We start from the raw sequence: 20652 nt of genomic DNA on the forward strand, positions 1-20652 counted from the left end.
GGCTTCGTCGTACCCGGCGCCTGCGCTCACACCGTCCGCGGCGGCAGCACCCGTCCCAGATACGGTGCCGTAGCGCTCCCCGCGACGCCCGCCACCTCCGACGGCGTCCCCGCGGCCACGATCCGCCCGCCCGCGTCCCCGCCGCCCGGCCCCAGGTCGATCACCCAGTCCGCACCGGCGACGACCGACATGTCGTGTTCCACGACGATCACCGTGTGACCGGCGTCGACGAGACCGTGCAGCTGCCGCATCAGGACCTCGACGTCGGCCGGGTGGAGACCGGTGGTCGGCTCGTCGAGGAGGTAGAGGGTGGGTCCGCGGCGCCCGCGCTGCAGCTCGCCGGCCAGCTTGATGCGCTGGGCCTCGCCGCCGGAGAGTTCGGTGGCGGGCTGGCCGAGACGGAGGTAGCCGAGACCGACGTCGAGCAGGGTGGTGAGGCTGCGGGCCACCGCCGGGGTGTCCGCGAAGAACTCCGCCGCGCTCTCCACCGTCAGGTCCAGCACCTGCGCGATGTTCAGGCCACGGTACGTCACTTCGAGCGTCTCGGAGTTGTAGCGGCCCCCGCCGCAGTCCGGGCACGGCGCGTACGTGCTCGGCAGGAACAGCAGCTCGACGCTGACGAACCCCTCGCCCTGGCAGGTCTCGCAGCGCCCGCCGGCCACGTTGAAGGAGAAGCGTCCGACGCCGTGACCACGGGCCTGCGCCTCGTCGGTGGCCGCGAACACCTTGCGTACGACGTCGAAGAGGCCCGTGTAGGTGGCGAGGTTGGAGCGTGGGGTGCGGCCGATGGGCCTCTGATCGACGGAGACCAGGCGTTCCACGCCCGGCAGGTCCTCGGTGATCTCGCCGATGAGCGTCGACTTGCCGGATCCGGACACACCGGTGACCGCGGTGAACACGCCGAGAGGGAACTCGGCCGTCACCCCGCGCAGGTTGTGCCGGGTGACCGGCCCGACCTTCAACTCGCCGCGGCCGGTGCGCACTTGGCGTACCGAGGCGGGGGAGCGGTCGAAGAGGAAGCGGGCCGTCGCCGACTGCGGGACCGAGGCGAGGTCCGCCACCGGTCCGCTGTGCAGCACCTCTCCGCCGTGCTCGCCGGCGAGCGGCCCCACGTCCACCAGCCAGTCGGCACCGCGCACGACGTCGAGGTGGTGCTCGACGACGAACACCGAGTTCCCCGACGACTTCAGCCGCTCCAGGACCGTGAGCAGGGCTTCCGTGTCCGCCGGGTGCAGGCCGGCGGACGGCTCGTCGAGGACGTAGACGACACCGAACAGCCCGGAGCGCAGCTGCGTCGCCAGGCGCAGCCGTTGCAGCTCGCCCGCCGAGAGGGTGGGGGTGGGGCGGTCCAGACTGAGGTAGCCGAGGCCGAGTTCGAGAACCGGCGCGATACGGGAGGTGAGGTCCTCGGTGAGGACGCGGGCGGTCTCGTCGCCCGCCACCAGGCAGCCCGTGAGGTCGGTCAGCGGCAGCGCGGCCAGCTCGGCGATCGTGCGGCCCGCGAAGGTCACCGCCAGCGCCTCGGGACGCAGCCGGCTGCCACCGCACGCCGGGCACGGGGCACTGGTGAGGAAGCGTTCGGCCTTGGCCCGGAGGGTGGCGCTCCTGGAGTCGGAGAAGGTCTTCATGACGTACCGGTGGGCGCTCATGTACGTGCCCTGGTACGGCCGTTGGATGCGGTCCGCCTCCCGTACCGGGTGCACGGTGACGACCGGCTGCTCGTCGGTGAAGAGGATCCATTCCCGCTGGTCGGCGGGGAGTTCGCGCCACGGCCGGTCCACGTCGTGGCCGAGCGCGTCGAGGATGTCGCGAAGGTTCTTGCCCTGCCAGGCGCCCGGCCAGGCGGCGATCGCGCCCCCGCGGATCGACAGCGACGGGTCGGGGACCAGCAACTCCTCGGTCGTACGGTGGACCTGGCCCAGGCCGTGGCACTCCGGGCAGGCGCCGGCGGCCGTGTTCGGGGAGAAGGCGTCGGAGTCGAGGCGTGCGGCGCCGGGCGGGTGGTCGCCGGCCCGGGAGAACAGCATCCGCAGGGAGTTCGACAGATTGGTGACCGTGCCGACGGACGAACGGGACGTCGGGGCCGAGCGGCGCTGCTGGAGGGAGACCGCGGGCGGCAGTCCGGTGATCTCACCGACCTTGGGCGCGCCGACCTGGTGGATCAGACGGCGCGCGTACGGTGCGACCGACTCGAAGTAGCGGCGCTGGGCCTCGGCGTAGATGGTCCCGAAGGCGAGCGAGGACTTCCCCGACCCGGAGATCCCTGTGAACACGGTCAACACGTCCCGCGGGATGTCGACGTCCACGCCTTTGAGATTGTGCTCGCGGGCGCCGCGGACGCGGACGTAGGGGTCGTGTGAGTCGTGCATGAGCAGGAACTCCTACGGTTCTTCGGCTGGGGCGGGACAAACGCCGCGAGTCTAAGCCGTCGGCGACTCGTGATCCGTCCGGCACCGCGAGGGAGGTACCGAACACCATGGCCTTCAGTGCGTGATCACTACCGGGAGGTGACACGGGCGAGCCGCCGGTACGAGTCCACCAGCGCGGCACGGTCGTACGTACTGGTGGTGACCAGCACCTCCTGCGCGCCCGTCGCCTTCAGCACCGTCTCCAGCTCGTGCACGACCTGCTCCTCGGTGCCCGCGATGTGACCGGCGAGCCCCAACTCGTAGAAACCACGCTCCTTCCCGGTCATGGCGAGGCCCTCGACGCGCTCGGCGGGCGGCAGCGGCGGGAAGGTGCCGTGCGTGCGGGAGTACGCCATCGACCAGGCCTCCGGGACCAGCAGCCGCCGTGCCTCTTCGGGCGTGGCGGCCACCGCGACCGTGCCGGAGATGACGACGTACGGTTCGCTCGCCCACACGGAGGGCCGGAAGTGGGCGCGGTAGTGGTCGATGCCGCGCTGCATCTTCTCGCGGTTGCGGAGGTCGCCGATCACCATCGGCAGGCCCGCGCGGGCCGCGACCGCGGCACCCTCGCCCATGGCCAGTACGAACGGCGGCACGGTCAGGCCCTCCGCGGGGCGTGCGTGCACACCCGTCGGGGACGTCCCGCGGAACCAGCCGAGCAGCTCTTCCAGCTGCGACCCGAAGTCCTCGGCGTCGCCCTTGTCCCGCCCCAGCGCCTTGCGCACCCCGCCCGTGAAGCCGACCGACCGCCCCAGCCCCATGTCGATCCGCCCGGGATAGAGCGACTCCAGCACCCCGAACTGCTCGGCCACGACCAAGGGCCGGTGGTTGGGCAGCATCACACCGCCCGTGCCGACCCGGATCGTGCGCGTCGCACCTGCGACGGCGGCGGCCAGCACGGTGGGCGCGGAACCCGCCACGCCCGGCACCCCGTGGTGCTCGGACACCCAGAAGCGGTGATAGCCGAGCCCCTCCAGCTCCTGGGCCAGCCGCACGGTGTCGCGCAGCGCCTCCGCGTCCGTGTGGCCCTCGCGGGTGCGGGAGCGGTCGAGGACGGAGAAACGGGTGGCGGCGATCAGGGTGCTCACACGGAGTTCAACACATGACAGGCCACGGCATTCCCGCCCTCCCGGGCGCTGGTCACATGAGGTCCTGGTGATCCTCCGGTGCCTTCTCCAGCTGCTTCACCTCGTCCGGGGCGGGCTCGGCCGCCAGAAGCTTCTCGGCGCGCTGGTCGATGGTGCGGGTGAGCGCCGGCCGAGCCATCCCGAACACGACGGCGTAGGCCATGACGCCACGCCACGAATCGGGACGATGACGTCCGCGAACCCGACCTGGTCGACGAGGAGATCGCTGACGGTGCGATCGTCGTCCTCGTACGGGGAGACTCCACGCTCGGCGAGTTCGTCACCGCCCTCCAGCTCGGGCAGGAGGTGCGCCGCGTCCACGACCGTGACCATGGTGTCCAGCCCGGCGACATCGCCCAGGGTGGCGCCGTCGTCTCGGGCGAAGGCGAAGGCGAAGGCGGCCGCGACCGGCATCGGCTCGGAGATGCCCGACGACTCGATCAGGAGATCGTCGAAGCGGCCCTCACGGGCCAGCCGGTCGACCTCACCCGCAGGCCCTCGCGGCCCGCGAGGACCTGGTTGAGCAGCGTGGTCTTGCCCGCCCCCAGGAAGCCGGACAGGACGGTGAGGGCAGGCGGCCGAACGGCTTGTCGTACGGCATCGCGCGTTCAGCCCTGCAGTGGTTCACCGGCGGCTACGCACCCTTGCGTCCCGTGGCGGCTGGATGAACTGCAGCTCCAGCGTCACGGGCGGTTCGGCGATGCCCGGACCGCCCGCCGCCGCCCAGCCGGCGACCTCCTCCGTGCAGCCGTCGTCCATCGCGAAACCGACCCAGGTGGCCCGACCACCGGCCCGGCGCCCCGCCGCCGACGGCTGGACGACGATGACGTTCGCCTGGTCGCAGGGGCCCAGGCAGTCGGTCGTACGGACCTGGAAGCCATGCTCGGCCGCCGCGGCGCGCAGCCGGTCCAGCTGCCAGGCGTGGTCCGTGCCGGGGTGTTTGCGCGGATCGCCGCAGCAGCAGCCCCGGCAGACGACGAGGGTGCAGGGGCGCTGCTGGGCCGCGCCGATCAGGGTGCGGCGGGGGGAGGGAAAGGCAGACGGCATGGGAGAAGCATGATCCATACCCCCTGGGTCCCGCCGCACCGGGGCGGGCGGATCAGAACCGGGCTCCGATGTTCGCCCCGCCCCGCGGTACGAGGAATTGTGGTGCCGACGGCAGCGAACCGTCGGCCGCGCGTGGGCCCGTGAGGGGGGTCGGGTCCGTGCTGAGGACCGAGGAGGCGTTCCAAGTACCGCCCAGATCCCAGGAGTTGCTCTTGGAGACGGTGGCCGAACCCAGGGAGGCGGCGCGTCCGTCGGCGACCGAGAGGTTGGCGGTGAGGGTGGCGGTCCCGCCCGAGACGTCGGCGTCGAAGCCGGTGCCGGCGTTGGCGTAGGCGGAGTCGTGGGTCAGGGCGAGGGCGCCGGGGTTGCCGTTGTCCGTGAAGCCGTGCGCGGCGTTCTTGAAGGCGACGCTGCCCCGAACCATGTGTCCCACCGCCGGGGCCGGGGTGCCGCCGCCCAGTTTGAAGCCGTTGCCGTCGCCGGCGAAGTCGGGGAAGTTCCAGCGGTTGAAGCCGTTGCCGTACGCCACCGAGTTCTCGATCAGGATCGGCGAGGCGAACTTCCACGAGTCGAAGCCGTCGTCGACGTTGTTCCACAGGCGTGCGCCGCGTACGACGTTGCCGGTGCCGCTGCCCTCCTTGAGGGCCAGGCCGTCGGCGCTCTCGCCGTTCTTGCGCGGGTCGCGGTTGAGGTAACTGTCCAGGTTCAGGATCTGGTTGTTGCTTGAGGCGCCCTGGAGCTGGAAGCCGGACTCGTAGTTGTCGTGCGTGGACAGGTGGGAGAAGACGTTGCCGTTGCAGCCGTCGCAGTAGAGACCGTACGGCCCGTTGACGATCTCCAGTCCAAAGATGTGCCAGTACGAGGCCTCCTGATGGATCGTCCCGCGCTCGGCCCGCGGGATGCTGCCTCCGACCGGCGTGTGGCCGGCGGGCAGTTGCTCGCCGTCGACCACGACGCGCTCGCCCTGGTAGGCGCTCAGTGTGATGGGCTGGGACGCCGTGCCCGAGGTGGCGATGGTGATGTTGTCGGTCAGGGCGTAGGTGCCGCCGCGGACGGTGATGACGTCGCCGGGAGTCGCCAGGTCGACCGCCTTCTGGATGGTCTTGAGGGGGTGCGCGAGGGTGCCGGGCGCGGAGTCGTCCCCGTTCGTGGCCACGACCAGGGTCTTCGAGGCGGCCGCGGCCTCGCCCGCTGTCACTGATCCCGTCATCAGCGCCGCGCTCACGACTGCCGCCGTCCAGATCGCCGCATTCCTGCGCATGGGGCCTCCCGCCTCCGCCTGCCTGTGGTGTCGCTCGGCAGTGGCCGCCGGTGACGGGAAGGTTGCCCGCCACCGGACACCGGCCTGCGTACGTTCACAGTCGGCGGCCTGCGAAGCCGGAGTGCTCGGACTAGTTGTGTAGATCGTCGTGGTCGCGGTTGTTGCAGGCGTCGTCCACCGCCTGATCGGATACCGGTGCGAACACGGGAACGAGCGCGAGTGCTTCCTTGCAGAGTCCGGTGGCAAGAGGGCTTCGGTGGCTGACGGTGTTGATGTGGCCGCCGGGGTTGTTGCCGTTGTCCGCGTGCGCCGGGGTGGCGAGCGCGAGTCCGGTCATGGTGAGCGCGGCAAGCACGCTGATCTTCTTCATAGCCGGGTCAACGACCTCGGATCGGCCCAGGTCACGCGGCTGTCCGGGGTCAATGCGCCAGCCACGGGACGGCCCCTGCGTTGCGCAGCAGCAGCTCATCCAGAGGTCGGCAAGTCCAAGGCCACCCCGGAATGTTGCATGGCCTACTGAAACGAAATGTAGTGTACGGACTCGAAGCGATCCGAATTTTAGTCGAGAGTGGGGTCGGATGATTTCCCTTACCGATTTGCTGGCTTTGGCGCGGCGTTTTGAGGATGATCTCTCCTTGCCTGTCGACCCACTTCGCGTGGGGGATCAGATAATCGACGTCGACGCCACCCCTGTCATAATGGGGTGCATCAACCTTTCTCAGGACTCGACATATCGAGAGAGTGTCGCGACCTCAACCGGGTCCGCTGTTCGAAAAGGGCTTATTCTTGCGGCGCAAGGAGCCGATGTCGTCGATATCGGCGCTGAGTCCAGTAATCCCCGTACTGTGCAGGTGACGGCACGCGAACAGATCGCCGTCCTGGTGCCAGTCGTGAAGGAGCTTGCTGAGCAAGGTGTCGTCGTTTCAATCGAGACCTACGAGCCTGCCGTCGCCCGATCGTGCTTGGAAGCGGGGGCGCTCCTCTTGAACTACTCCGGCGGATTGGCGTCCGACGGTGAAATATTTCCAATAGTGGCCGACCATCAGGCGACAATCATTCTGTGTCATATCGAAGGGGGGAACGCTCGGGACGTGAACGCAAGGAGTGTCGACGAAGACCCCATCCCTGGGATGCTTGACTACTTTGACAGGCGTGTGGAACGCGCTCGCTCGGTGGGAGTCGATCGAATCGCCATTGACCCTGGAATCGGCTTCTCTCAGGAGGGGTCTGTAACCGCCGGCGTTCGAATTCACTATCAGGCCAGGGCCCTCCTTAATACATTCCGATTGCGGCGCATAGGTCTTCCCATCTGCCACGCCCTACCGCATGCTTTTAGTCTGTTCGAGGACGAGTTTCGCACCGCTGAAGGTTTCTTTGCGGTTTTGGCGCATATAGGAGGAACAGGTATTTACCGCACTCACGAAGTCCCTCGGATCAGGGCGGTACTGGCTGCTCTCCGGGAGCTCGACCCTCAAGCCTTCAGTCAGGGCCGGGCCGAGTCGACCGACCGGTGAATTCCAGGACCGCACCCCGCCGTGCTGGACCAGCCCACTCAGCCGTGGCTTGCCGGAGTGCCCCCTGGCGCCCCTGTCTAGGGTGGGCGTGTGACCGACAGCAGCAGACGCCCCGTCGCCGTGTTCGACCTGGACAACACCCTCTCCGACACGGCCCACCGCCAGCGGTTCCTGGAACGCAGGCCGCGCGACTGGGACGCGTTCTTCGCCGCCGCACCGGACGACCCGCCGATCCCGGAGGGTATTGCGCTGGTGCTGGAGAGCGCGAAGGAGTGCGAGGTCGTCTATCTCACCGGCCGGCCCGAGCGCTGCCGGCGCGACACGCTCGACTGGCTCGCCGCGCAGGGCCTGCCCGAGGGGCGGGTCCACATGCGCCGCAACGACGACCGCAGGCCCGCCCGCCTTACCAAGCTGGAGATCCTGAGCCGCCTGGCCCGCACCCGTGACATCCGCATGCTCGTGGACGATGACGAACTGGTGTGCGAGGACGCCGAACGGGCCGGCTTCCGGGTCGTACGGGCCCGCTGGACGACCCCGTCCGCTGCGCTGGAAACGGCGCAGGAGGCGGAGGGCCGGACCTGAGCGACCGGGCCGCCGGCCAGATGACTGGCTGGTCTGCGTGGCCCGTCGGGCGCCCCTCGGGTGGTCGGTCTGTCGGCGCGGCCCGGCGGGTGTCTTCCGTAGGCCGCCCCGCCTGGCGGTCCTGTGGGCCACGTCGGGCTCGCCTGGCTGCGTCGGCGCGTCGAGTCGCAAGCGGATGGGGAGGCCGGCTCGTCCTCCTGGCCCAGCGGGTGCTGGTCCAGGGGACGGTGTGCGTGGAGGCCGTCCGTGGGGCGCAGCCGGTGTCGGTGGCCTCTGCGTGGTCTGTTGGGCCCCTTCCGGGGGCTGCCCCGTGCACTGTTTGCCGGGCGCTTGGCCAGCGTCTTCGTCAGTGGTCTGTCCCCAGGCTGACCGGCGCCCGGTGCGTCCGGCGCGCTCCCGGAGTCTGCCCCGTCAGGCCGACTCGTCCAGGCGGAAGCCGACCTTCAGGCCGACCTGCCAGTGGGCGATCTGGTCCCCCTCGATCTGGCCCCTGACCTGGGTCACCTCGAACCAGTCCAGGTTGTGGAGGGTCTGCGAGGCGCGGGTGATGCCGTTGCGGATGGCCTGGTCGACTCCGTCGGGTGAGGTGCCGACGATCTCGGTGACCCGGTAGGTGTGGTTCGTCATGCGGGTGCTCCTCTCCGCCGTGACACCTGCGTCACGCGTCACTCCACCGTGCCCCAAGGCGGGGCGGAGCGCGACACGTCCGGGCCCCCTTCCTGCCTGGGCGCGCGCCGCGCACGCCGTCGCGAGCGGGCGCCCTTCGCCCGTGGTTTGCGGGAGTCCTCGTCGTGGCGGGGCGATGGCGGTGGTGTGTCGTGCCGCCGGTCGTCCCAGGCCTCGTATCCCTGGAACCCGTCGGACCCGACCGGCGCGTCCTGGGTGGCGAAGGATGCCGCCGAGACGCTGCGCCGCGATGAGGAGGCCTCCTTCACGGCGGCCAGGGCCAGGGTTTCGGTGTCGGGTTCCTCCGCCGCCGTCCGGTAGGTGATCGTGTCCGGCAGCATGACGAGCGACGTCGTGCCGGACTGTTCGCTGGCGGGGCGCAGCTGGACGCGGATGCCGTGTCGGCCGGCCAGCCTGCCGACCACGAACAGCCCCATGTGCTGGGAGATGTCGGCGTCCACGACGGGCGGATTGGCCAGCTTGCGGTTGATCGTCGCGAAGTCCTCCGCCGGCAGCCCGATGCCCCTGTCGTGGATCTCGAGCATGATGCGGCCGTCCGGCAGATGGACGGCGGTCACGCGGACCTCCGACTGTGGGGAGGAGAACGAGGTGGCGTTCTCCATCAGCTCGGCCAGCAGATGGACGAGGTCGGTCACGGCCCGGCCGTGGATCTCGGCCTCCGGAATGCCGGAGAAGGTGATGCGCTCGTACTGCTCCACCTCGGAGGAAGCGGCACGGATGACGTCGATCAGCGGCAGGGGCCGGTCCCACTGGTGCGCGGGTTTCTCGCCACCGAGCACGAGGAGGTTCTCGCCGTTGCGGCGGACCCGGGTGGCGAGATGGTCCAGCCGGAAGAGGTTCTCCAGCTGGTCCGGGTCGGTTTCGTGGTCCTCCAGGTCGGTGATCAGCGCCAGTTGACGCTCGATCAGGGACTGGTTCCGCCGAGACAGGTTGGTGAAGATCGTGTTGATGTTGCCGCGCAGCAGGGCCTGTTCGGCGGCGAGCCGCACGGCCTCACGGTGGACGTGGTCGAAGGCGCGGGCGACCTCGCCGATCTCGTCCGTGCTGGTGATCGGGATCGGGGCGACCCGGGAGTCGACCTGGACGGGGGTGGCCCGCGACAGCCGTGTGATCAGGGCGGGCAGCCGCTGCCCGGCGATCTCGATGGCGGAGGCACTCAGCCGGCGCATACGGCGGCTCATCGTGCGCGCCACCCAGGCGGCGAGGAGGAAGGCGACGAGCACCGACGCCAGGACGAGCACCGTGTTGATGATCGCGTCACGGCGGGCGTCGTCGGCGATGTCGCGGGCGCCCGCGAGGGCCGTGTCGGTGAGGTGGACCTCGATGGCGCGGTAGGCGTCGAAGCCGACCGTGGACGCGGCGAAGAACGACTCGGGTGTGATGCCCTCGGTGGTGAGCTGCGCGGTCGTCCGGCCGGCGGCGATCTCGCTGACCATCTTGTCCAGGTCGGGCGGGGCGACGTAACTCCGGCCTGCCGCCTTGGCCTTGGCCGCCGCGTCGGCCCGCTGCTGTTCACCCTGCGCCTCCGCGTCCGCCAGGGCCTTCCGCAGCCGTGCCATGTCGTCGGCGGTGCCGGCACCCGCGTACTCCTGGAGTGCGACCTTTTCGAGGTAGGCGTACGAACGGAACGACGCAAGCTGGGTGTCCAGTTCGCCCGGGGCGAGAGTGCCGCGGTCCTCGGCCAGCAGATGGGTGCCGATGGAGCGGATCAGGGACTCGGCCGCCTGGGTCAGGGAGATGGCGTAGAGGGTGCGGCCGAAGCTGGCCTGGTTGTTGCTGCCGAAGCCCAGCTCGTTCGAGATCTCCATCAGGGGGTGCTGGACGAGGTGGTAGCTCTCCTCCGTCTGCACCCCGGACAGGCGGGAGGTGAACGCGTTCGCGCGCACCGTCGGCAGCTGCTTCTCGCCTGCGCGGACCAGTCCGACGCGCCGCAGGAGGCCGGCATTCTGAGGCATGCGGTCCACCGCCCGGTCGAACGCCTTGGCGTCCTCGTCGGTGGTACTGCGGGCCTGCACGACCGCGGCCGCGGTCCGCTCGCCCTTCAGCAGCGGGATGACCGACACGTCACGCTCGTTGATCGCGTCGCTGGCGTACTTGTTCGCCGCCTGCACCAGTTCGGCCACCCGGACCGCATCGTCGGCTGCCTGCCAGGTGTCCACGGAGTGCTTGACCCGGATGCCGCCGAGGACGAGGGCGACGATGACCGGGATGAGCAGCACGGCCCTCAGACGCCTGGCCACAGGCCAGTTGCCTGTCAGGGACCTCCGCGGTGGGTCTTCGGATGTCGGGGAAACCGTGTTCGGCAAGATCGTCCTATCGCTGCTGGATCGCCTGGCGTTCGACGCAGGCCCGGCATATCTCTTTACGTCCCGCCTACCGGCCACCGTTCAGTTGGCAGCCATAACGGCGCTTTTCATGAAGAGAGTTGTGGTTTGTGCGCCGTGGGTGGCCGGCCGAGGAGCTTTTTGAACGCGGCCGTGTAGGCGGCGGGATTCTCGTAACCGAGCAGGGCCGCGATGCGTGTGACGGGCATGCCCGCGGTGAGGTGCCGCAGGGAGTGCAGGATGCAGGCGCGTTGGCGCCACTGCGAGAAGTTCAGGCCGGTGCCGCTGCTCTGGGCTCTGTGCCCACCATCGCGTTGGCGAGGCGGCTCACCGGCCGGGTTCCGGACCGCGTCCACTCCATCGCCTACGTCGTGCTGCTCGTGGTCGTACTGGTCGTGATGGTGGCCGTGGAGGGCCGCCACCCCGTCGGATCCTGACCGGGATGGCGGCGGGTGTTCGTGCGGGTGGTCCCGGTCAGGACGGGGCCACGGCGCGGCCGGTCTGCGGGGAGATCATTCCTGCGCACAGACTGCGGGCGGCCAGGCCCTGCGCGATGCGGGGGATCGCGGCGACCGTGTTGGCGGGCCAGTCGTGCATGAGGATGACCTGCCCGTTGGTGAGCCGGCCGGCGGCGGCCACGATCGCATTCGTACTGGCGCCGTTCCAGTCCTGCGAATCGACGTTCCAGAGGATCTCGGTCAGACCGTACTTGGCCTCCACGGCCTTCACGGTCGCGTTGGTCTCGCCGTACGGCGGCCGGAACAGTCCCGGCGTGCCGCCGCCCGCGGCCGCGACGGCCTGCTGGGTGCGGGAGATCTCCGAGTCGATCTGGGTCTGGCCGAGCTGGGTCAGGTGCGGGTGGGTGTAGCTGTGGTTGCCGACCCACATGCCCGCGGCGACCTGGGCCTTCACCTGTGCCGGGTAGGCGGCGGCGTACCGGCCCTCGTTGAACATCGTGGCCCGCAGCCCGTTCTGCTTCAGTGCGCCCAGCAGGGCCGGTGTGTTGCCGGACGGGCCGTCGTCGAAGGTGAGTCCGACGTATCCGTTGCAGGTGGCGGCCTGCGCAGCGACGGCGTGGAAGGTGAGGGTGCCCGTGGCGGCCAGGGCGACGGCGGCCAGCGTCGTCGTCCATGGGCGTAACGGCAGGCCTCGTCCGGTGCTCATCCCGACACCGTGATGTTGGAGCTGCCGCTGCTCTGGTAACCCTCGGTCGCGAGGATCATGTAGTACTTGAAGCTGCCGAGGGGCATCCCGGCGCGGGCCCAGGCGTCGAAGTGGTTGCCGGTGGTGATGGTGCCGCCGGTCCGCTTCGACTGCCGCACGCTCCAGTACTGGTTGAAGGTCCTGTTGCCCTCGACGGACGGCGCGTTGTACCGGGTCGTCTGGTAGATGTCGTACGTGCCGCCGTCGCTGGTGACGGTGCCCTTGTGCGTCCCCGTGGGCCGGTAGGTGCCCCAGTTGTCGACGATGTAGTACTCGACGAGCGGGTTCGACGTCCAGCCGTACAGCGACAGATAGCCGTTGCCGGACGGGTTGAAGCTGCCCGAGTAGCTGACGTTCCTGCGCCCGCCGGTGCTCCAGCCCTTGCCGGCGACGAAGTTGCCGGTGTTCCTCCAGCTCGTGCTGTAGTTGCCGCCGGAATTCAGGGTCATGGAGACCGTGCCCTGCGAGTCGGTCCAGAACGAGTAGTAGAAGCCGTTGTCGGTGCCGGTCTGGTTCGTGGTGATGACCGTGGCGGCGCGAGCGGTGCCGGGCAGGGCCAGCGCCGCGGTGGTGCCCAGCAGCAGCGCGCAGGCGCCCCTGCGGCTCATCGGGTGTGCGGGTGCGATGTCCATGTGCGGGGTTCCTCCTCGTCGTCGAGGCCGGATTGAGGCCGGTGTGGTCCAAGAGTGTTGGCCTGTCCCCGTCAAGCGTCAATAGTTTCGGCATTGATCGCGAAACATTCGTTGAGTTGGGCAGCAGTTATCTGCCAGGGGAAGGGATATCTAGACCATGACTGGGCCCGATATCTCGAATGTTTCGAAGGATTTCCGGACCGCCGAAGTCGAACCGCCGTCGGGGAGGGCACCGCCCGGGACACTGGGGCCGACGCGCAACATGCAGGCCACGACCATGGCGCCCGCGAGCAGCCGCGTGCCCCTTTCGAGCGCCGTCGCCTCCTCGAAGCATCCGACGTCTCCCTGCACGAAACCCTGGGCCCGACCGCCGGGAACGGCGGTCGGGCCCGTCAGTTCACGGTGCAGAGATCAGCGCGCCACGCTCAACGACAGCGCGAACCGACCCTCCGCGTCCGTCCACCAGTGAGCCAACTCCAGCCCAGCCATGGACAGTTCGGCCCGCACACCCTCCTTGCGGAACTTCGCCGACACCTCGGTGCGCAGCTCCTCGCCCTCGTCGAAGTCGACGGCGAGGTCGAGTGCGGGGATCTTCACCGTCTGCGCGGTGCGCGAGCGCAGGCGCATCTCGATCCACTCGTGGGCGGTGTCCCACAGGGCTACGTGGTCGTAGGCGCCGGGGTCGAAGTCGGCGCCCAGCTCGCGGTTGACGACCGTCAGGACGTTCTTGTTGAAGGCCGCCGTCACGCCGGCCGCGTCGTCGTACGCCCGGACCAGCACCTGCTCGTCCTTGACCAGGTCCGTGCCGAGCAGCAGCGCGTCACCGGGGGAGAGGAGGGAGCGGATCGAGGCGAGGAAGGCGGCCCGTTCGACAGGCAGCAGGTTGCCGATCGTGCCGCCGAGGAACGCGATCAGCCGGGGGCCAGGCGTCTTCGGCAGCTTCACACTCGCCGTGAAGTCGGCGATCAGTGCATGGACCTGCAGGCCGGGACGCTCCGCGACGAGCGCCTGCCCCGCCTGCGTGAGCGCGCTCTCGCTGACATCGACGGGGACGTACGTGTGCAGGTCGGTCAGCGCGTCCAGCAGGTACCGAGTCTTCTCCGACGACCCCGAGCCGAGCTCGATCAGGGTGCGGGCGTGTGTCGCGTCGGCGATCTCGGCGGATCGGGCGATGAGGATCTCCCGCTCCGCGCGCGTCGGGTAGTACTCGGGCAGCTCGGTGATCTGCTCGAACAGGTCGCTGCCGTGCGCGTCGTAGAACCACTTCGGCGGCAGTGTCTTGGGGCTGCCGGTGAGGCCCTGCTGGACGTCGGCGCGCAGCGCGGCGTCCGTGGCGTCCTCGGGCAGGGTGCGGGTGAGAAGGAACGGACTCACGTACGGGGCTCCTTCGGTGGTGCGGTCGCCAAGCTCTCGCTCGGTTCTTTGAGAGGGGTGAGCAGCACGTCGGTGCGGCTCGCCGCGAGCAGTGTGCGGTCGGGGACCTCCTGCCAGTGCGGGTCGTCGTCGTAGGGCTCGGAGGCCACGACGGCGCTGCGGCCGGGACGGGACAGATACCAGAGCGTGTCGCCCCAGGTCGTCGCGGTGATGGTTTCGCCGTTGGTGAGCAGCAGGTTGAGGCGGGAGCCGGGGGCCGCCTCGGCGACCTCCACGACCGTGTCGGCCAGCGCCTGCGCCTCGTCGTCGCCGCCGCGCAGCCGGGCCAGGACCAGCGCCCACACCAGCGCCGAATCGTTGCGGGCCTCCAACGACAGCACGTCGACCGCGGGCAGGCTCGCCACCAGGGGGGCCAGCGAACCCGGCCACCCCTTGACGGCACCGTTGTGGCTGAACAGCCAGGGCCCGGCCGCGTACGGCGCCGCAGCGGCCTCCGCGTCGGCGCCCGACAGGGTCGCATCCCGTACGGCCGCGAGTACGGCCCCCGAGCGCACGACGCGGGCCAGGTCGGTGAAGGACAGGTCTGCCCAGATGGGCCCGGCCCGGCGGTACCGGGCCGGCACCGGGTCGCCGTCGGCGTACCAACCCACCCCGAAACCATCGGCGTTGACCGTCCCGTACCGCTGGCGCCTCGGTGCCCACGACTGGCGGTACAGGCTGTGCGCGGGCTCCACGAGAACCCTTCCGAGGGGGCCCTCGGGTCCCAGGTACGCCAGGTGACGGCACATCAGACGCCTCCCACGGACCGGGCGGTGCGGAAGCCGGAGAAGATCTGCCGCCGGATCGGGTAGTCCCAGTTGCGGAACGTCCCCCGGCACGCCACCGGGTCCACGGCGAAGGAACCACCGCGCAGCACCTTGTACTCCGGCCCGAAGAACACCTCCGAGTACTCCTTGTACGGGAAGGCCTCGAAGCCCGGGTACGGCGCGAGATCGCTCGACGTCCACTCCCACACGTCGCCGATCAACTGCCGTACGCCGAGCGGGGATTCGCCCGCCGGATAGCTGCCGGCCGGAGCCGGGCGCAGATGCCGCTGCCCGAGGTTGGCGTGCTCGGGTGCCGGGTCGGCGTCGCCCCACGGGTAACGCGTCGAGCGGCCGCTCGCGGGATCGTGCCGGGCGGCCTTCTCCCACTCCGCCTCGGTGGGCAGCCGCCGCCCGGCCCAGCGGGCGTAGGCGTCGGCCTCGTACCAGCACACGTGCAGCACCGGCTCGTCGGGCGGCACCACCTCGGTGACGCCGAAGCGGCGCCGCAGCCACTGCTTGCCGTCGCGGCGCCAGAACAGCGGGGCGTGCAGGGAGTGCTCGCGGATGTGGGCCCAGCCCGCCGCCGTCCACCAGCGCTCGTTGTCGTAGCCGCCGTCGTCGATGAACGCCTGGTAGGCGGCGTTGGTCACCGGCGTGGTGTCGATGTAGTACGGCGCCACCTCGCGCCGGTGCGCGGGGCGTTCGTTGTCCAGTGACCATGGCTCGCTGGACGTACCCATGGTGAACGGGCCGCCGGGGACGAGGACTTCGGCCGGTCCGGTGAACAGCGGTACGGGTTCCGGGTCCGGGGCGGTCAGGGCCTGTGGTCCCTTGCGCAGCTGATGGGTGATCAGCATCGTCTCGTCGTGCTGCTGTTCGTGCTGCGCGATCATCCCGAAGGCGAAGCCCGCCTCCGTGAGTCTCGTCCCGTGGAAGTCGGCACTCTCCAGCAGGTCCATCACACGGCCGCGCACCTCGGCCGCATAAGTGCGTGCCTCGGCGGGCGGCAGCAGCGGCAGCGAGGGCCGTTCGGAGCGCGGGTGCTCGAAGGCGTCGTAGAGGCCGTCGATCTCGGGGCGCATCGCCTCCCGGCCGGCCACGGCCCGCAGCAGCCAGAGCTCCTCCTGGTTGCCGATGTGCGCCAGGTCCCACACCAGCGGCGACATCAGCGGCGAGTGCTGCGCGGTCAGATCGGGCTCCTCGACGCAGCTGGTCAGGAGCGTGGTGCGGTCGCGAGCGGTGGTCAGGGTGGTCAGGGCCCGCTCGCGCAGGGTCTCTGCGTCGATCGAGGATTCGTCGAGGGCGGGGTCGGTCATGATGTGCGGAGGTCCTTCCCGTGCGGGCGCCGGTCGGTGCCGCGCACCCGGTCCAGCAGCTCGTCGGCGGGGCTGCGGCCCTGCATGACATAGCGGTCCAGATACGCCGCCACGGCGTCCGTGACCTGGGTGGTGGCGCCGAGCCGGGGCAGGGCCTCGAGCGCTGCCGCGAAGCACGCGACGGCCGCCTCGTGCAACTCGGGGTCGGCCAGGCCGTTGCGGGCGGCGTCGATCCACAGCGGATTGTGCGGGGCCGGCAGCGTGAGCGCCCGTTCGGCCAGGGGCTTCACGGTGCGGTACGCGGTCTCGGCGGCCTGCGGGTCGTCGAAGAGCGCCTTCGTCACGGCGAGCGGGACGATCCACCCGTCGTCGCCGGGCTGTGCGTCGATCATCCGCAGTTCGAGGAAGCCACGCGGTCTGACCGGCGGGAACAGCGTCGTGATGTGGTAGTCGAGGTCCTCGCGGGTAGGCGGCCGTGGCGACCCCGACCTGGCCCACTCCCGGAAGGTCAGCCCCTCCGGAACGTCCCACGGCCCGTCGTCGTCGCGTACGCACATCACCGGCGAGTCCATGACGTGCCGGGCCCAGGCCCGGCGCGGGTCCCCGTCCAGCGGGGGTGCGCCCGCGCGGCCGGGGCCGATCTCCAGCCACAGCAGCTGCCGGGTGGAGCGCCAGCCGGTGGGCTCCCGTCCGGCCAGCGGGGAGTTGGCGAAGGCGGCCACCAGGACCGCGCCCAGCTGGTGCGCCAGCCACCAGCGCCGGCCGTGGCCGAGGGCGCCGGGCTCCTCGTATCCGGCGTCCAGGCAGACCTGGACGGAGGCCGAGGTGCACATCATGCGGCGGCCGGCCGGGCCGGTGCGGTCCAGGCAGGTCTCCAGCGCGTCATAGCGTGGTTCGTGCAGGAACCGTCGGGGCGGGTGCCAGGGGTCGTGACCGATGCCGACGAGGCCGAGATCATGCCCGGCGAGGGCCGAGCGGACGGCGTCGAGGTCGGCGGAGACGGTACCGATGCACTCCATCAGGGAGGTGGCGGGCGGCGAGCTCAGCTCCAGCTGGCCGCCGGGCTCAATGGTGAGCGCCGACCTCAGGGGCACGGTCCGCAGTGCGGCATAGGCCGCTTCGAGTCGTTCGGGTGTGACGGGGAGCTGCGGTGTGCGCAGCTCGTGGATGAGCCATTCCACTTCGACCCCGACGGTGCGGGGTGGGCCGGTCTTGAAACAGATGCCCCGGACCAGTGCCTCCACCTCGGGTGGGGTGAGGGCGGTGCGGGGCTCCGTACAGTCGCTCACCCGAGCGGCGCTCGGCGTATCAGACATGTCGGGAACCTCCTGAGATTCGTATGTGCCACCGGCCCGGCCCGTCAGGTGCCCGTACGGCAGCACTCGTCCACCCAAGACCCTCCCGCCGCATCGCACAAGGGTGCGTATCGGCATGTTCCGGCTCGGTAATCTCCTCGTTCCGAGCGTTTCCTCTGGCTTTTCGTGGGCGTTCGCGGACGCGGAAACTCTGTTGCACCGCATGTCCAGGATCGCCCACCATCGGTCCATGAGCACGACGGGGGAGCGCGCACGGCGCGCGAGCGTGGCGCACACGGGGGTGGCGCCATGAGCGCGCGCCTGCGTGGCATCGCGCGGCAGACGGAACAGATAGTGGCGGTGGGCGCGTATCAGGCATCCGACGGACGCGAGCTGGCCATCGCGTCGGCGGTCGCAGCGGCGCGGGCCGGAACGCGGATGTACGGGCCGGACCCCGTGCAGGTGTCACCGACCGCCGAAGCCGACACGTTCTTCGAGGTCACGGGCGAGAGCAGCCTGGAGGCCGCGCGCCGGCTCGGCGGGAGGGTGGCGGTGCTGAACTTCGCCTCGGCCCGCAACCCGGGCGGAGGTTTCCTCAACGGCGCGCAGGCCCAGGAAGAGGCCCTGTGCCGCGCCTCCGCGCTGTACACGTGTCTGCTGCGGGCCCCGGAGTTCTACGACCACCACCGCACCCACCGCGACCCGTTCTACACCGACCGGGTCATCCACTCCCCGGCGGTACCCGTCTTCCGAGACGACCGAGGCGGCCTGCTCGACGAGCCGTACACGGCGGGCTTCCTGACCGCCGCCGCCCCGAACGCGGGCGTGATCAGGCGTACGGCGCCGCAGCGTGCCGCCGATCTGCCGCAGGTCCTGGCCGTCCGCGCCGAGCGGGTGCTGGAGACGGCCGCGGCCCACGGCTACCGGCGCCTGGTGCTGGGGGCCTGGGGTTGCGGCGTCTTCCAGAACGACCCCGCGCAGGTGGCGGCAGCCTTCCGGGCACTGCTCGGCCCCGACGGCCGGTTCACCCGGACCTTCGAGCGTGTGACCTTCGGGATCCTGGACCGCACGGCGGGCCATACGGTCCGAGGCGCGTTCGCACAGGCGTTTCCCGTGGCGCAGCCGCAGTCCGGTGGGTGAGCCCCCCGCAGACGGGGGATGCTGCGGGGGGCTCACCCGGAAAGACGGACGAGAGGCCGTCAGAGTTCCCCGGCTCCGCAATTTGTTCGTCGTCCGGGGCGGTCTCAGGGAGCCTGGCCGATCTGCAGACCGGGGCGGCGGCGGTGGACGGTCAGATAGGCGAGTCCGTCGTCTCCCGCGGTGATGCTGCGGGTGCAGCCGTGGGGGAGCCAGAGGAGGGTGCCGGTCGTCAGGGCCTGCGGTTCGGCCCCCGGACCGGCTCCGAGGGCGCCGTCGCCCGCGACGACGAGCACCAGCACGTCCAGGTCGGGTTCCGCGTGCGGGGCGATATGACGGCCCGGCGTCAACCGGACGAGGTTGGCGTCGAGTTGGCGTCCGCTCTCGTCGAGCTTCCACAGCACCGCGGCACCGCCCGCAGCCGTGGCGGTCAAGGCGTCGGTGTCGCACAGGATGCGCGGGACCGCCGCCTCCGGCTCCCGGCCGACCTGCCTATCGGCCTTGCTCATCGGCTCCCCTCCATCTGTCCGTCTTCTCCCGCCCTGCTGCTTGCCCGACAATTATTACAAGTATCATTTGGAGAAAATGTCCGCAGGTGGGAGAGGGGTGAGGGGGCATGGTGACGGCGCACAGGAGCCCGCGTCGGCGCGAGGTCCTCGACGTGCTGCGCACCGCCGCGGTCCCGCTCGGTGTCGCGGAGGCGGCCGAGCGCATTGGCGTCCATCCCAACACCGTGCGGTTCCATCTGGAGGCGCTGGCCGGTGAGGGGCTCGTCGAGCGGCGCGTACTGGAACCCTCCGGGCCCGGCCGGCCGCGTACCGTCTACGCCCCGCGGCCGGGCATGGAGCGTGGCGGAACCCGCAGCTATCGGCTGCTCGCGCAGATGCTGCTCGGCCGGATCGCCGCCACGGGGCCCGACGCGCGTGCCACCGCGATGGAGGCCGGCCGGGCCTGGGGCCGTTCCCTGGTCGAGCCGCCGCCCCCGTCCCGCCGGCCCGGCCCCGAGGAGTCGGCCGCCCGGCTCGTCGAGCTGCTGGACGGCCTCGGCTTCGCGCCGGACCCGGAAGGCGGCAGCGTGCCGTCGCGGATCCGGCTGCGGCACTGCCCCTTCCTCGAACTCGCCGAGGAATACGGCCAGTTGGTCTGCCCCCTCCATCTCGCCCTGATGCAGGGCGCGTTGGCCGAGTTGCGCGCCCCACTGACCGCGACCGGTCTGGAACCGTTCGCCGAACCCGATGCGTGCCTGGCCCACCTGGCGCCCGCGCCGCACCAGACAGCAGAAAGGCACCCTTGATGTACCCCACGTGGGCCGCGGTCGCGGTCGCGGTCACCTTCGTCTGGCTCGGCATGGTGCTGGCGATCTCCTTCCTCGAAGCACCGCTGAAGTTCCGCGCCCCGGGCGTGACGATCCCCATCGGGCTGGGGATCGGACGGCTGGTCTTCCGGGCGCTGAACCTCGTCGAGGCCGCGCTCGCCGTCGTGATCGTGGCCGCCGTCGCGGTGGGAGAACCGCCCGGCCGGGTCGTGGGGCCGGTCGCCGCCGCGGCCGTTCTGCTCCTGGCGCAACTGCTCGTGGTACGTCCGCGCCTCAACCGCAGGTCGGACCGCGTCCTTTCGGGCGAGGACCTGCCCCGCTCGCGCGACCACCTGTACTACGTCGCCCTCGAGGGCGCCAAGGTCGCGGCCCTGATCGCCCTGGGGATCGGTCTGCTGACGGCAGGGTGAGGGAACCTTGTTCGGGCCGCACGGGTCTTCTCAGTCGGTGCGGGCGTCGCGAGACCGTCCGTGACCAGCGAAACCCACTTGCGCCGCCCGATACTCAGGTTGAACTCGTAGAGTCCGGCTGCGTGGTCACCAGGGTTCGATGATCAGGCCGGTCCCGGTGAGGCAGCCGTCGATCAGGTGGGGTCTGAACTGGATCTTCTTGAGCTTGCGTTTG

General features: G+C 70.4%; 22 protein-coding genes and 1 pseudogene. 6 read left to right on the forward strand and 17 right to left on the reverse strand.

Features of this window, described 5'->3' with window-relative positions; all coding sequences use genetic code 11:
• Nucleotides 1-26: 26 nt before the first annotated feature.
• The 7 genes and pseudogenes from LJ657_RS38075 to LJ657_RS38105 all read right to left on the reverse strand — a co-directional run bounded on the left by LJ657_RS38075 (nucleotide 27) and on the right by LJ657_RS38105 (nucleotide 6213).
• The gene (locus LJ657_RS38075) at nucleotides 27-2369 is read right to left on the reverse strand and encodes an ATP-binding cassette domain-containing protein (RefSeq protein WP_232653863.1); all 2343 of its coding nucleotides are present in this window, start codon (nucleotides 2367-2369) and stop codon (nucleotides 27-29) included.
• A gap of 128 nt (nucleotides 2370-2497) precedes the next feature.
• The gene (locus LJ657_RS38080; protein ID WP_232653865.1) at nucleotides 2498-3496 is read right to left on the reverse strand and encodes an LLM class flavin-dependent oxidoreductase; all 999 of its coding nucleotides are present in this window, start codon (nucleotides 3494-3496) and stop codon (nucleotides 2498-2500) included.
• A 52-nt stretch (nucleotides 3497-3548) separates the two neighbouring features.
• Complete coding sequence (locus tag LJ657_RS38085; RefSeq protein WP_232653867.1) at nucleotides 3549-3698, reverse strand: hypothetical protein; 150 nt, start codon at nucleotides 3696-3698, stop codon at nucleotides 3549-3551.
• A 20-nt stretch (nucleotides 3699-3718) separates the two neighbouring features.
• Nucleotides 3719-4095 (reverse strand): annotated as a pseudogene (locus LJ657_RS38090) (GTP-binding protein); the annotation flags it as partial.
• 64 nt (nucleotides 4096-4159) lie between these two features.
• A complete protein-coding gene (locus LJ657_RS38095) occupies nucleotides 4160-4582 on the reverse strand; it encodes a (2Fe-2S) ferredoxin domain-containing protein (protein ID WP_232653870.1) in 423 nt (140 codons plus the stop codon).
• Between the two features lie 52 nt (nucleotides 4583-4634).
• On the reverse strand, nucleotides 4635-5843 hold the full coding sequence (locus LJ657_RS38100; protein WP_232653873.1) for a right-handed parallel beta-helix repeat-containing protein: 1209 nt from the start codon (nucleotides 5841-5843) through the stop codon (nucleotides 4635-4637).
• Nucleotides 5844-5973: 130 nt separating this feature from the next.
• A complete protein-coding gene (locus LJ657_RS38105; RefSeq protein ID WP_232653876.1) occupies nucleotides 5974-6213 on the reverse strand; it encodes a hypothetical protein in 240 nt (79 codons plus the stop codon).
• Between the two features lie 208 nt (nucleotides 6214-6421).
• Here LJ657_RS38105 and LJ657_RS38110 point away from each other — a divergent pair, with 208 nt between their 5' ends.
• Both LJ657_RS38110 and LJ657_RS38115 read left to right on the forward strand, forming a co-directional pair.
• Nucleotides 6422-7357 carry a dihydropteroate synthase gene (locus LJ657_RS38110; RefSeq protein ID WP_232653879.1) on the forward strand — a complete coding sequence of 312 codons (936 nt, stop codon included), beginning with the start codon at nucleotides 6422-6424 and terminating at the stop codon, nucleotides 7355-7357.
• A gap of 90 nt (nucleotides 7358-7447) precedes the next feature.
• Nucleotides 7448-7939 carry a phosphatase domain-containing protein gene (locus LJ657_RS38115; protein WP_232653881.1) on the forward strand — a complete coding sequence of 164 codons (492 nt, stop codon included), beginning with the start codon at nucleotides 7448-7450 and terminating at the stop codon, nucleotides 7937-7939.
• Nucleotides 7940-8350: 411 nt separating this feature from the next.
• On the opposite strand, the gene LJ657_RS38120 is transcribed toward LJ657_RS38115, so the two are convergent.
• The 3 genes from LJ657_RS38120 to LJ657_RS48775 form a co-directional block, all read right to left on the reverse strand.
• Complete coding sequence (locus tag LJ657_RS38120) at nucleotides 8351-8566, reverse strand: dodecin (protein WP_232653883.1); 216 nt, start codon at nucleotides 8564-8566, stop codon at nucleotides 8351-8353.
• A 38-nt stretch (nucleotides 8567-8604) separates the two neighbouring features.
• Complete coding sequence (locus LJ657_RS38125; RefSeq protein WP_232653885.1) at nucleotides 8605-10866, reverse strand: sensor histidine kinase; 2262 nt, start codon at nucleotides 10864-10866, stop codon at nucleotides 8605-8607.
• A gap of 173 nt (nucleotides 10867-11039) precedes the next feature.
• The gene (locus LJ657_RS48775) at nucleotides 11040-11306 is read right to left on the reverse strand and encodes a helix-turn-helix domain-containing protein (RefSeq protein WP_232653936.1); all 267 of its coding nucleotides are present in this window, start codon (nucleotides 11304-11306) and stop codon (nucleotides 11040-11042) included.
• Between LJ657_RS48775 and LJ657_RS38135 the strand changes: the two genes are divergently transcribed.
• On the forward strand, nucleotides 11250-11387 hold the full coding sequence (locus LJ657_RS38135; protein WP_232653954.1) for a hypothetical protein: 138 nt from the start codon (nucleotides 11250-11252) through the stop codon (nucleotides 11385-11387). The genes LJ657_RS48775 and LJ657_RS38135 overlap by 57 nt on opposite strands.
• A gap of 37 nt (nucleotides 11388-11424) precedes the next feature.
• Here the strand turns inward: LJ657_RS38135 and LJ657_RS38140 are convergent, their stop codons facing one another.
• The 6 genes from LJ657_RS38140 to egtA all read right to left on the reverse strand — a co-directional run bounded on the left by LJ657_RS38140 (nucleotide 11425) and on the right by egtA (nucleotide 17597).
• Nucleotides 11425-12114, reverse strand: coding sequence for a polysaccharide deacetylase family protein (locus LJ657_RS38140; RefSeq protein WP_232653888.1), 690 nt, complete (start codon nucleotides 12112-12114; stop codon nucleotides 11425-11427).
• On the reverse strand, nucleotides 12111-12785 hold the full coding sequence (xynA, locus tag LJ657_RS38145) for an endo-1,4-beta-xylanase XynA (RefSeq protein WP_232653890.1): 675 nt from the start codon (nucleotides 12783-12785) through the stop codon (nucleotides 12111-12113). The genes LJ657_RS38140 and xynA overlap by 4 nt, the downstream gene beginning before the upstream one ends.
• 411 nt (nucleotides 12786-13196) lie before the next feature.
• A complete protein-coding gene (egtD, locus tag LJ657_RS38150) occupies nucleotides 13197-14159 on the reverse strand; it encodes an L-histidine N(alpha)-methyltransferase (RefSeq protein ID WP_232653893.1) in 963 nt (320 codons plus the stop codon).
• The gene (gene egtC / locus LJ657_RS38155) at nucleotides 14156-14947 is read right to left on the reverse strand and encodes an ergothioneine biosynthesis protein EgtC (RefSeq protein WP_232653895.1); all 792 of its coding nucleotides are present in this window, start codon (nucleotides 14945-14947) and stop codon (nucleotides 14156-14158) included. Before egtC ends, egtD begins: the two co-directional genes overlap by 4 nt.
• Entirely contained in the window at nucleotides 14947-16281 is a 1335-nt protein-coding gene (egtB, locus tag LJ657_RS38160) for an ergothioneine biosynthesis protein EgtB (RefSeq protein ID WP_232653898.1), read from the reverse strand. Before egtB ends, egtC begins: the two co-directional genes overlap by 1 nt.
• Nucleotides 16278-17597 carry an ergothioneine biosynthesis glutamate--cysteine ligase EgtA gene (gene egtA, locus LJ657_RS38165; RefSeq protein WP_232653910.1) on the reverse strand — a complete coding sequence of 440 codons (1320 nt, stop codon included), beginning with the start codon at nucleotides 17595-17597 and terminating at the stop codon, nucleotides 16278-16280. The genes egtB and egtA overlap by 4 nt, the downstream gene beginning before the upstream one ends.
• 288 nt (nucleotides 17598-17885) lie before the next feature.
• Here egtA and LJ657_RS38170 point away from each other — a divergent pair, with 288 nt between their 5' ends.
• A complete protein-coding gene (locus tag LJ657_RS38170; RefSeq protein WP_232653912.1) occupies nucleotides 17886-18716 on the forward strand; it encodes a TIGR02452 family protein in 831 nt (276 codons plus the stop codon).
• Between the two features lie 104 nt (nucleotides 18717-18820).
• Here LJ657_RS38170 and LJ657_RS38175 read toward each other — a convergent pair whose 3' ends face one another.
• On the reverse strand, nucleotides 18821-19222 hold the full coding sequence (locus LJ657_RS38175; protein ID WP_232653916.1) for a hypothetical protein: 402 nt from the start codon (nucleotides 19220-19222) through the stop codon (nucleotides 18821-18823).
• Nucleotides 19223-19329: 107 nt separating this feature from the next.
• Between LJ657_RS38175 and LJ657_RS38180 the strand changes: the two genes are divergently transcribed.
• Entirely contained in the window at nucleotides 19330-20007 is a 678-nt protein-coding gene (locus LJ657_RS38180) for a helix-turn-helix transcriptional regulator (protein ID WP_232653919.1), read from the forward strand.
• Nucleotides 20007-20438 (forward strand): hypothetical protein, encoded by a 432-nt coding sequence (locus LJ657_RS38185; protein ID WP_232653921.1) that lies wholly within the window; start codon nucleotides 20007-20009, stop codon nucleotides 20436-20438. The genes LJ657_RS38180 and LJ657_RS38185 overlap by 1 nt, the downstream gene beginning before the upstream one ends.
• Nucleotides 20439-20652 lie beyond the last annotated feature (214 nt).

The sequence above is a fragment of the Streptomyces guryensis genome, from assembly GCF_021261325.1.
Classification (GTDB): domain Bacteria; phylum Actinomycetota; class Actinomycetes; order Streptomycetales; family Streptomycetaceae; genus Streptomyces; species Streptomyces guryensis.

Excerpts from the sequence above, each read along its gene's own strand:
- LJ657_RS38075 (WP_232653863.1), bottom strand. The coding sequence starts at position 2,369 with ATGCACGACTCACACGACCCCTACGTCCGCGTCCGCGGCGCCCGCGAG.
- LJ657_RS38085 (WP_232653867.1), bottom strand. The coding sequence starts at position 3,698 with ATGGCCTACGCCGTCGTGTTCGGGATGGCTCGGCCGGCGCTCACCCGC.
- LJ657_RS38095 (WP_232653870.1), bottom strand. The coding sequence starts at position 4,582 with ATGCCGTCTGCCTTTCCCTCCCCCCGCCGCACCCTGATCGGCGCGGCC.
- LJ657_RS38100 (WP_232653873.1), bottom strand. The coding sequence starts at position 5,843 with ATGCGCAGGAATGCGGCGATCTGGACGGCGGCAGTCGTGAGCGCGGCG.
- LJ657_RS38105 (WP_232653876.1), bottom strand. The coding sequence starts at position 6,213 with ATGAAGAAGATCAGCGTGCTTGCCGCGCTCACCATGACCGGACTCGCG.
- LJ657_RS38110 (WP_232653879.1), top strand. The coding sequence starts at position 6,422 with ATGATTTCCCTTACCGATTTGCTGGCTTTGGCGCGGCGTTTTGAGGAT.
- LJ657_RS38120 (WP_232653883.1), bottom strand. The coding sequence starts at position 8,566 with ATGACGAACCACACCTACCGGGTCACCGAGATCGTCGGCACCTCACCC.
- LJ657_RS38140 (WP_232653888.1), bottom strand. The coding sequence starts at position 12,114 with ATGAGCACCGGACGAGGCCTGCCGTTACGCCCATGGACGACGACGCTG.
- xynA (WP_232653890.1), bottom strand. The coding sequence starts at position 12,785 with ATGGACATCGCACCCGCACACCCGATGAGCCGCAGGGGCGCCTGCGCG.
- egtC (WP_232653895.1), bottom strand. The coding sequence starts at position 14,947 with ATGTGCCGTCACCTGGCGTACCTGGGACCCGAGGGCCCCCTCGGAAGG.
- egtB (WP_232653898.1), bottom strand. The coding sequence starts at position 16,281 with ATGACCGACCCCGCCCTCGACGAATCCTCGATCGACGCAGAGACCCTG.
- egtA (WP_232653910.1), bottom strand. The coding sequence starts at position 17,597 with ATGTCTGATACGCCGAGCGCCGCTCGGGTGAGCGACTGTACGGAGCCC.
- LJ657_RS38170 (WP_232653912.1), top strand. The coding sequence starts at position 17,886 with ATGAGCGCGCGCCTGCGTGGCATCGCGCGGCAGACGGAACAGATAGTG.
- LJ657_RS38175 (WP_232653916.1), bottom strand. The coding sequence starts at position 19,222 with ATGAGCAAGGCCGATAGGCAGGTCGGCCGGGAGCCGGAGGCGGCGGTC.
- LJ657_RS38180 (WP_232653919.1), top strand. The coding sequence starts at position 19,330 with ATGGTGACGGCGCACAGGAGCCCGCGTCGGCGCGAGGTCCTCGACGTG.
- LJ657_RS38185 (WP_232653921.1), top strand. The coding sequence starts at position 20,007 with ATGTACCCCACGTGGGCCGCGGTCGCGGTCGCGGTCACCTTCGTCTGG.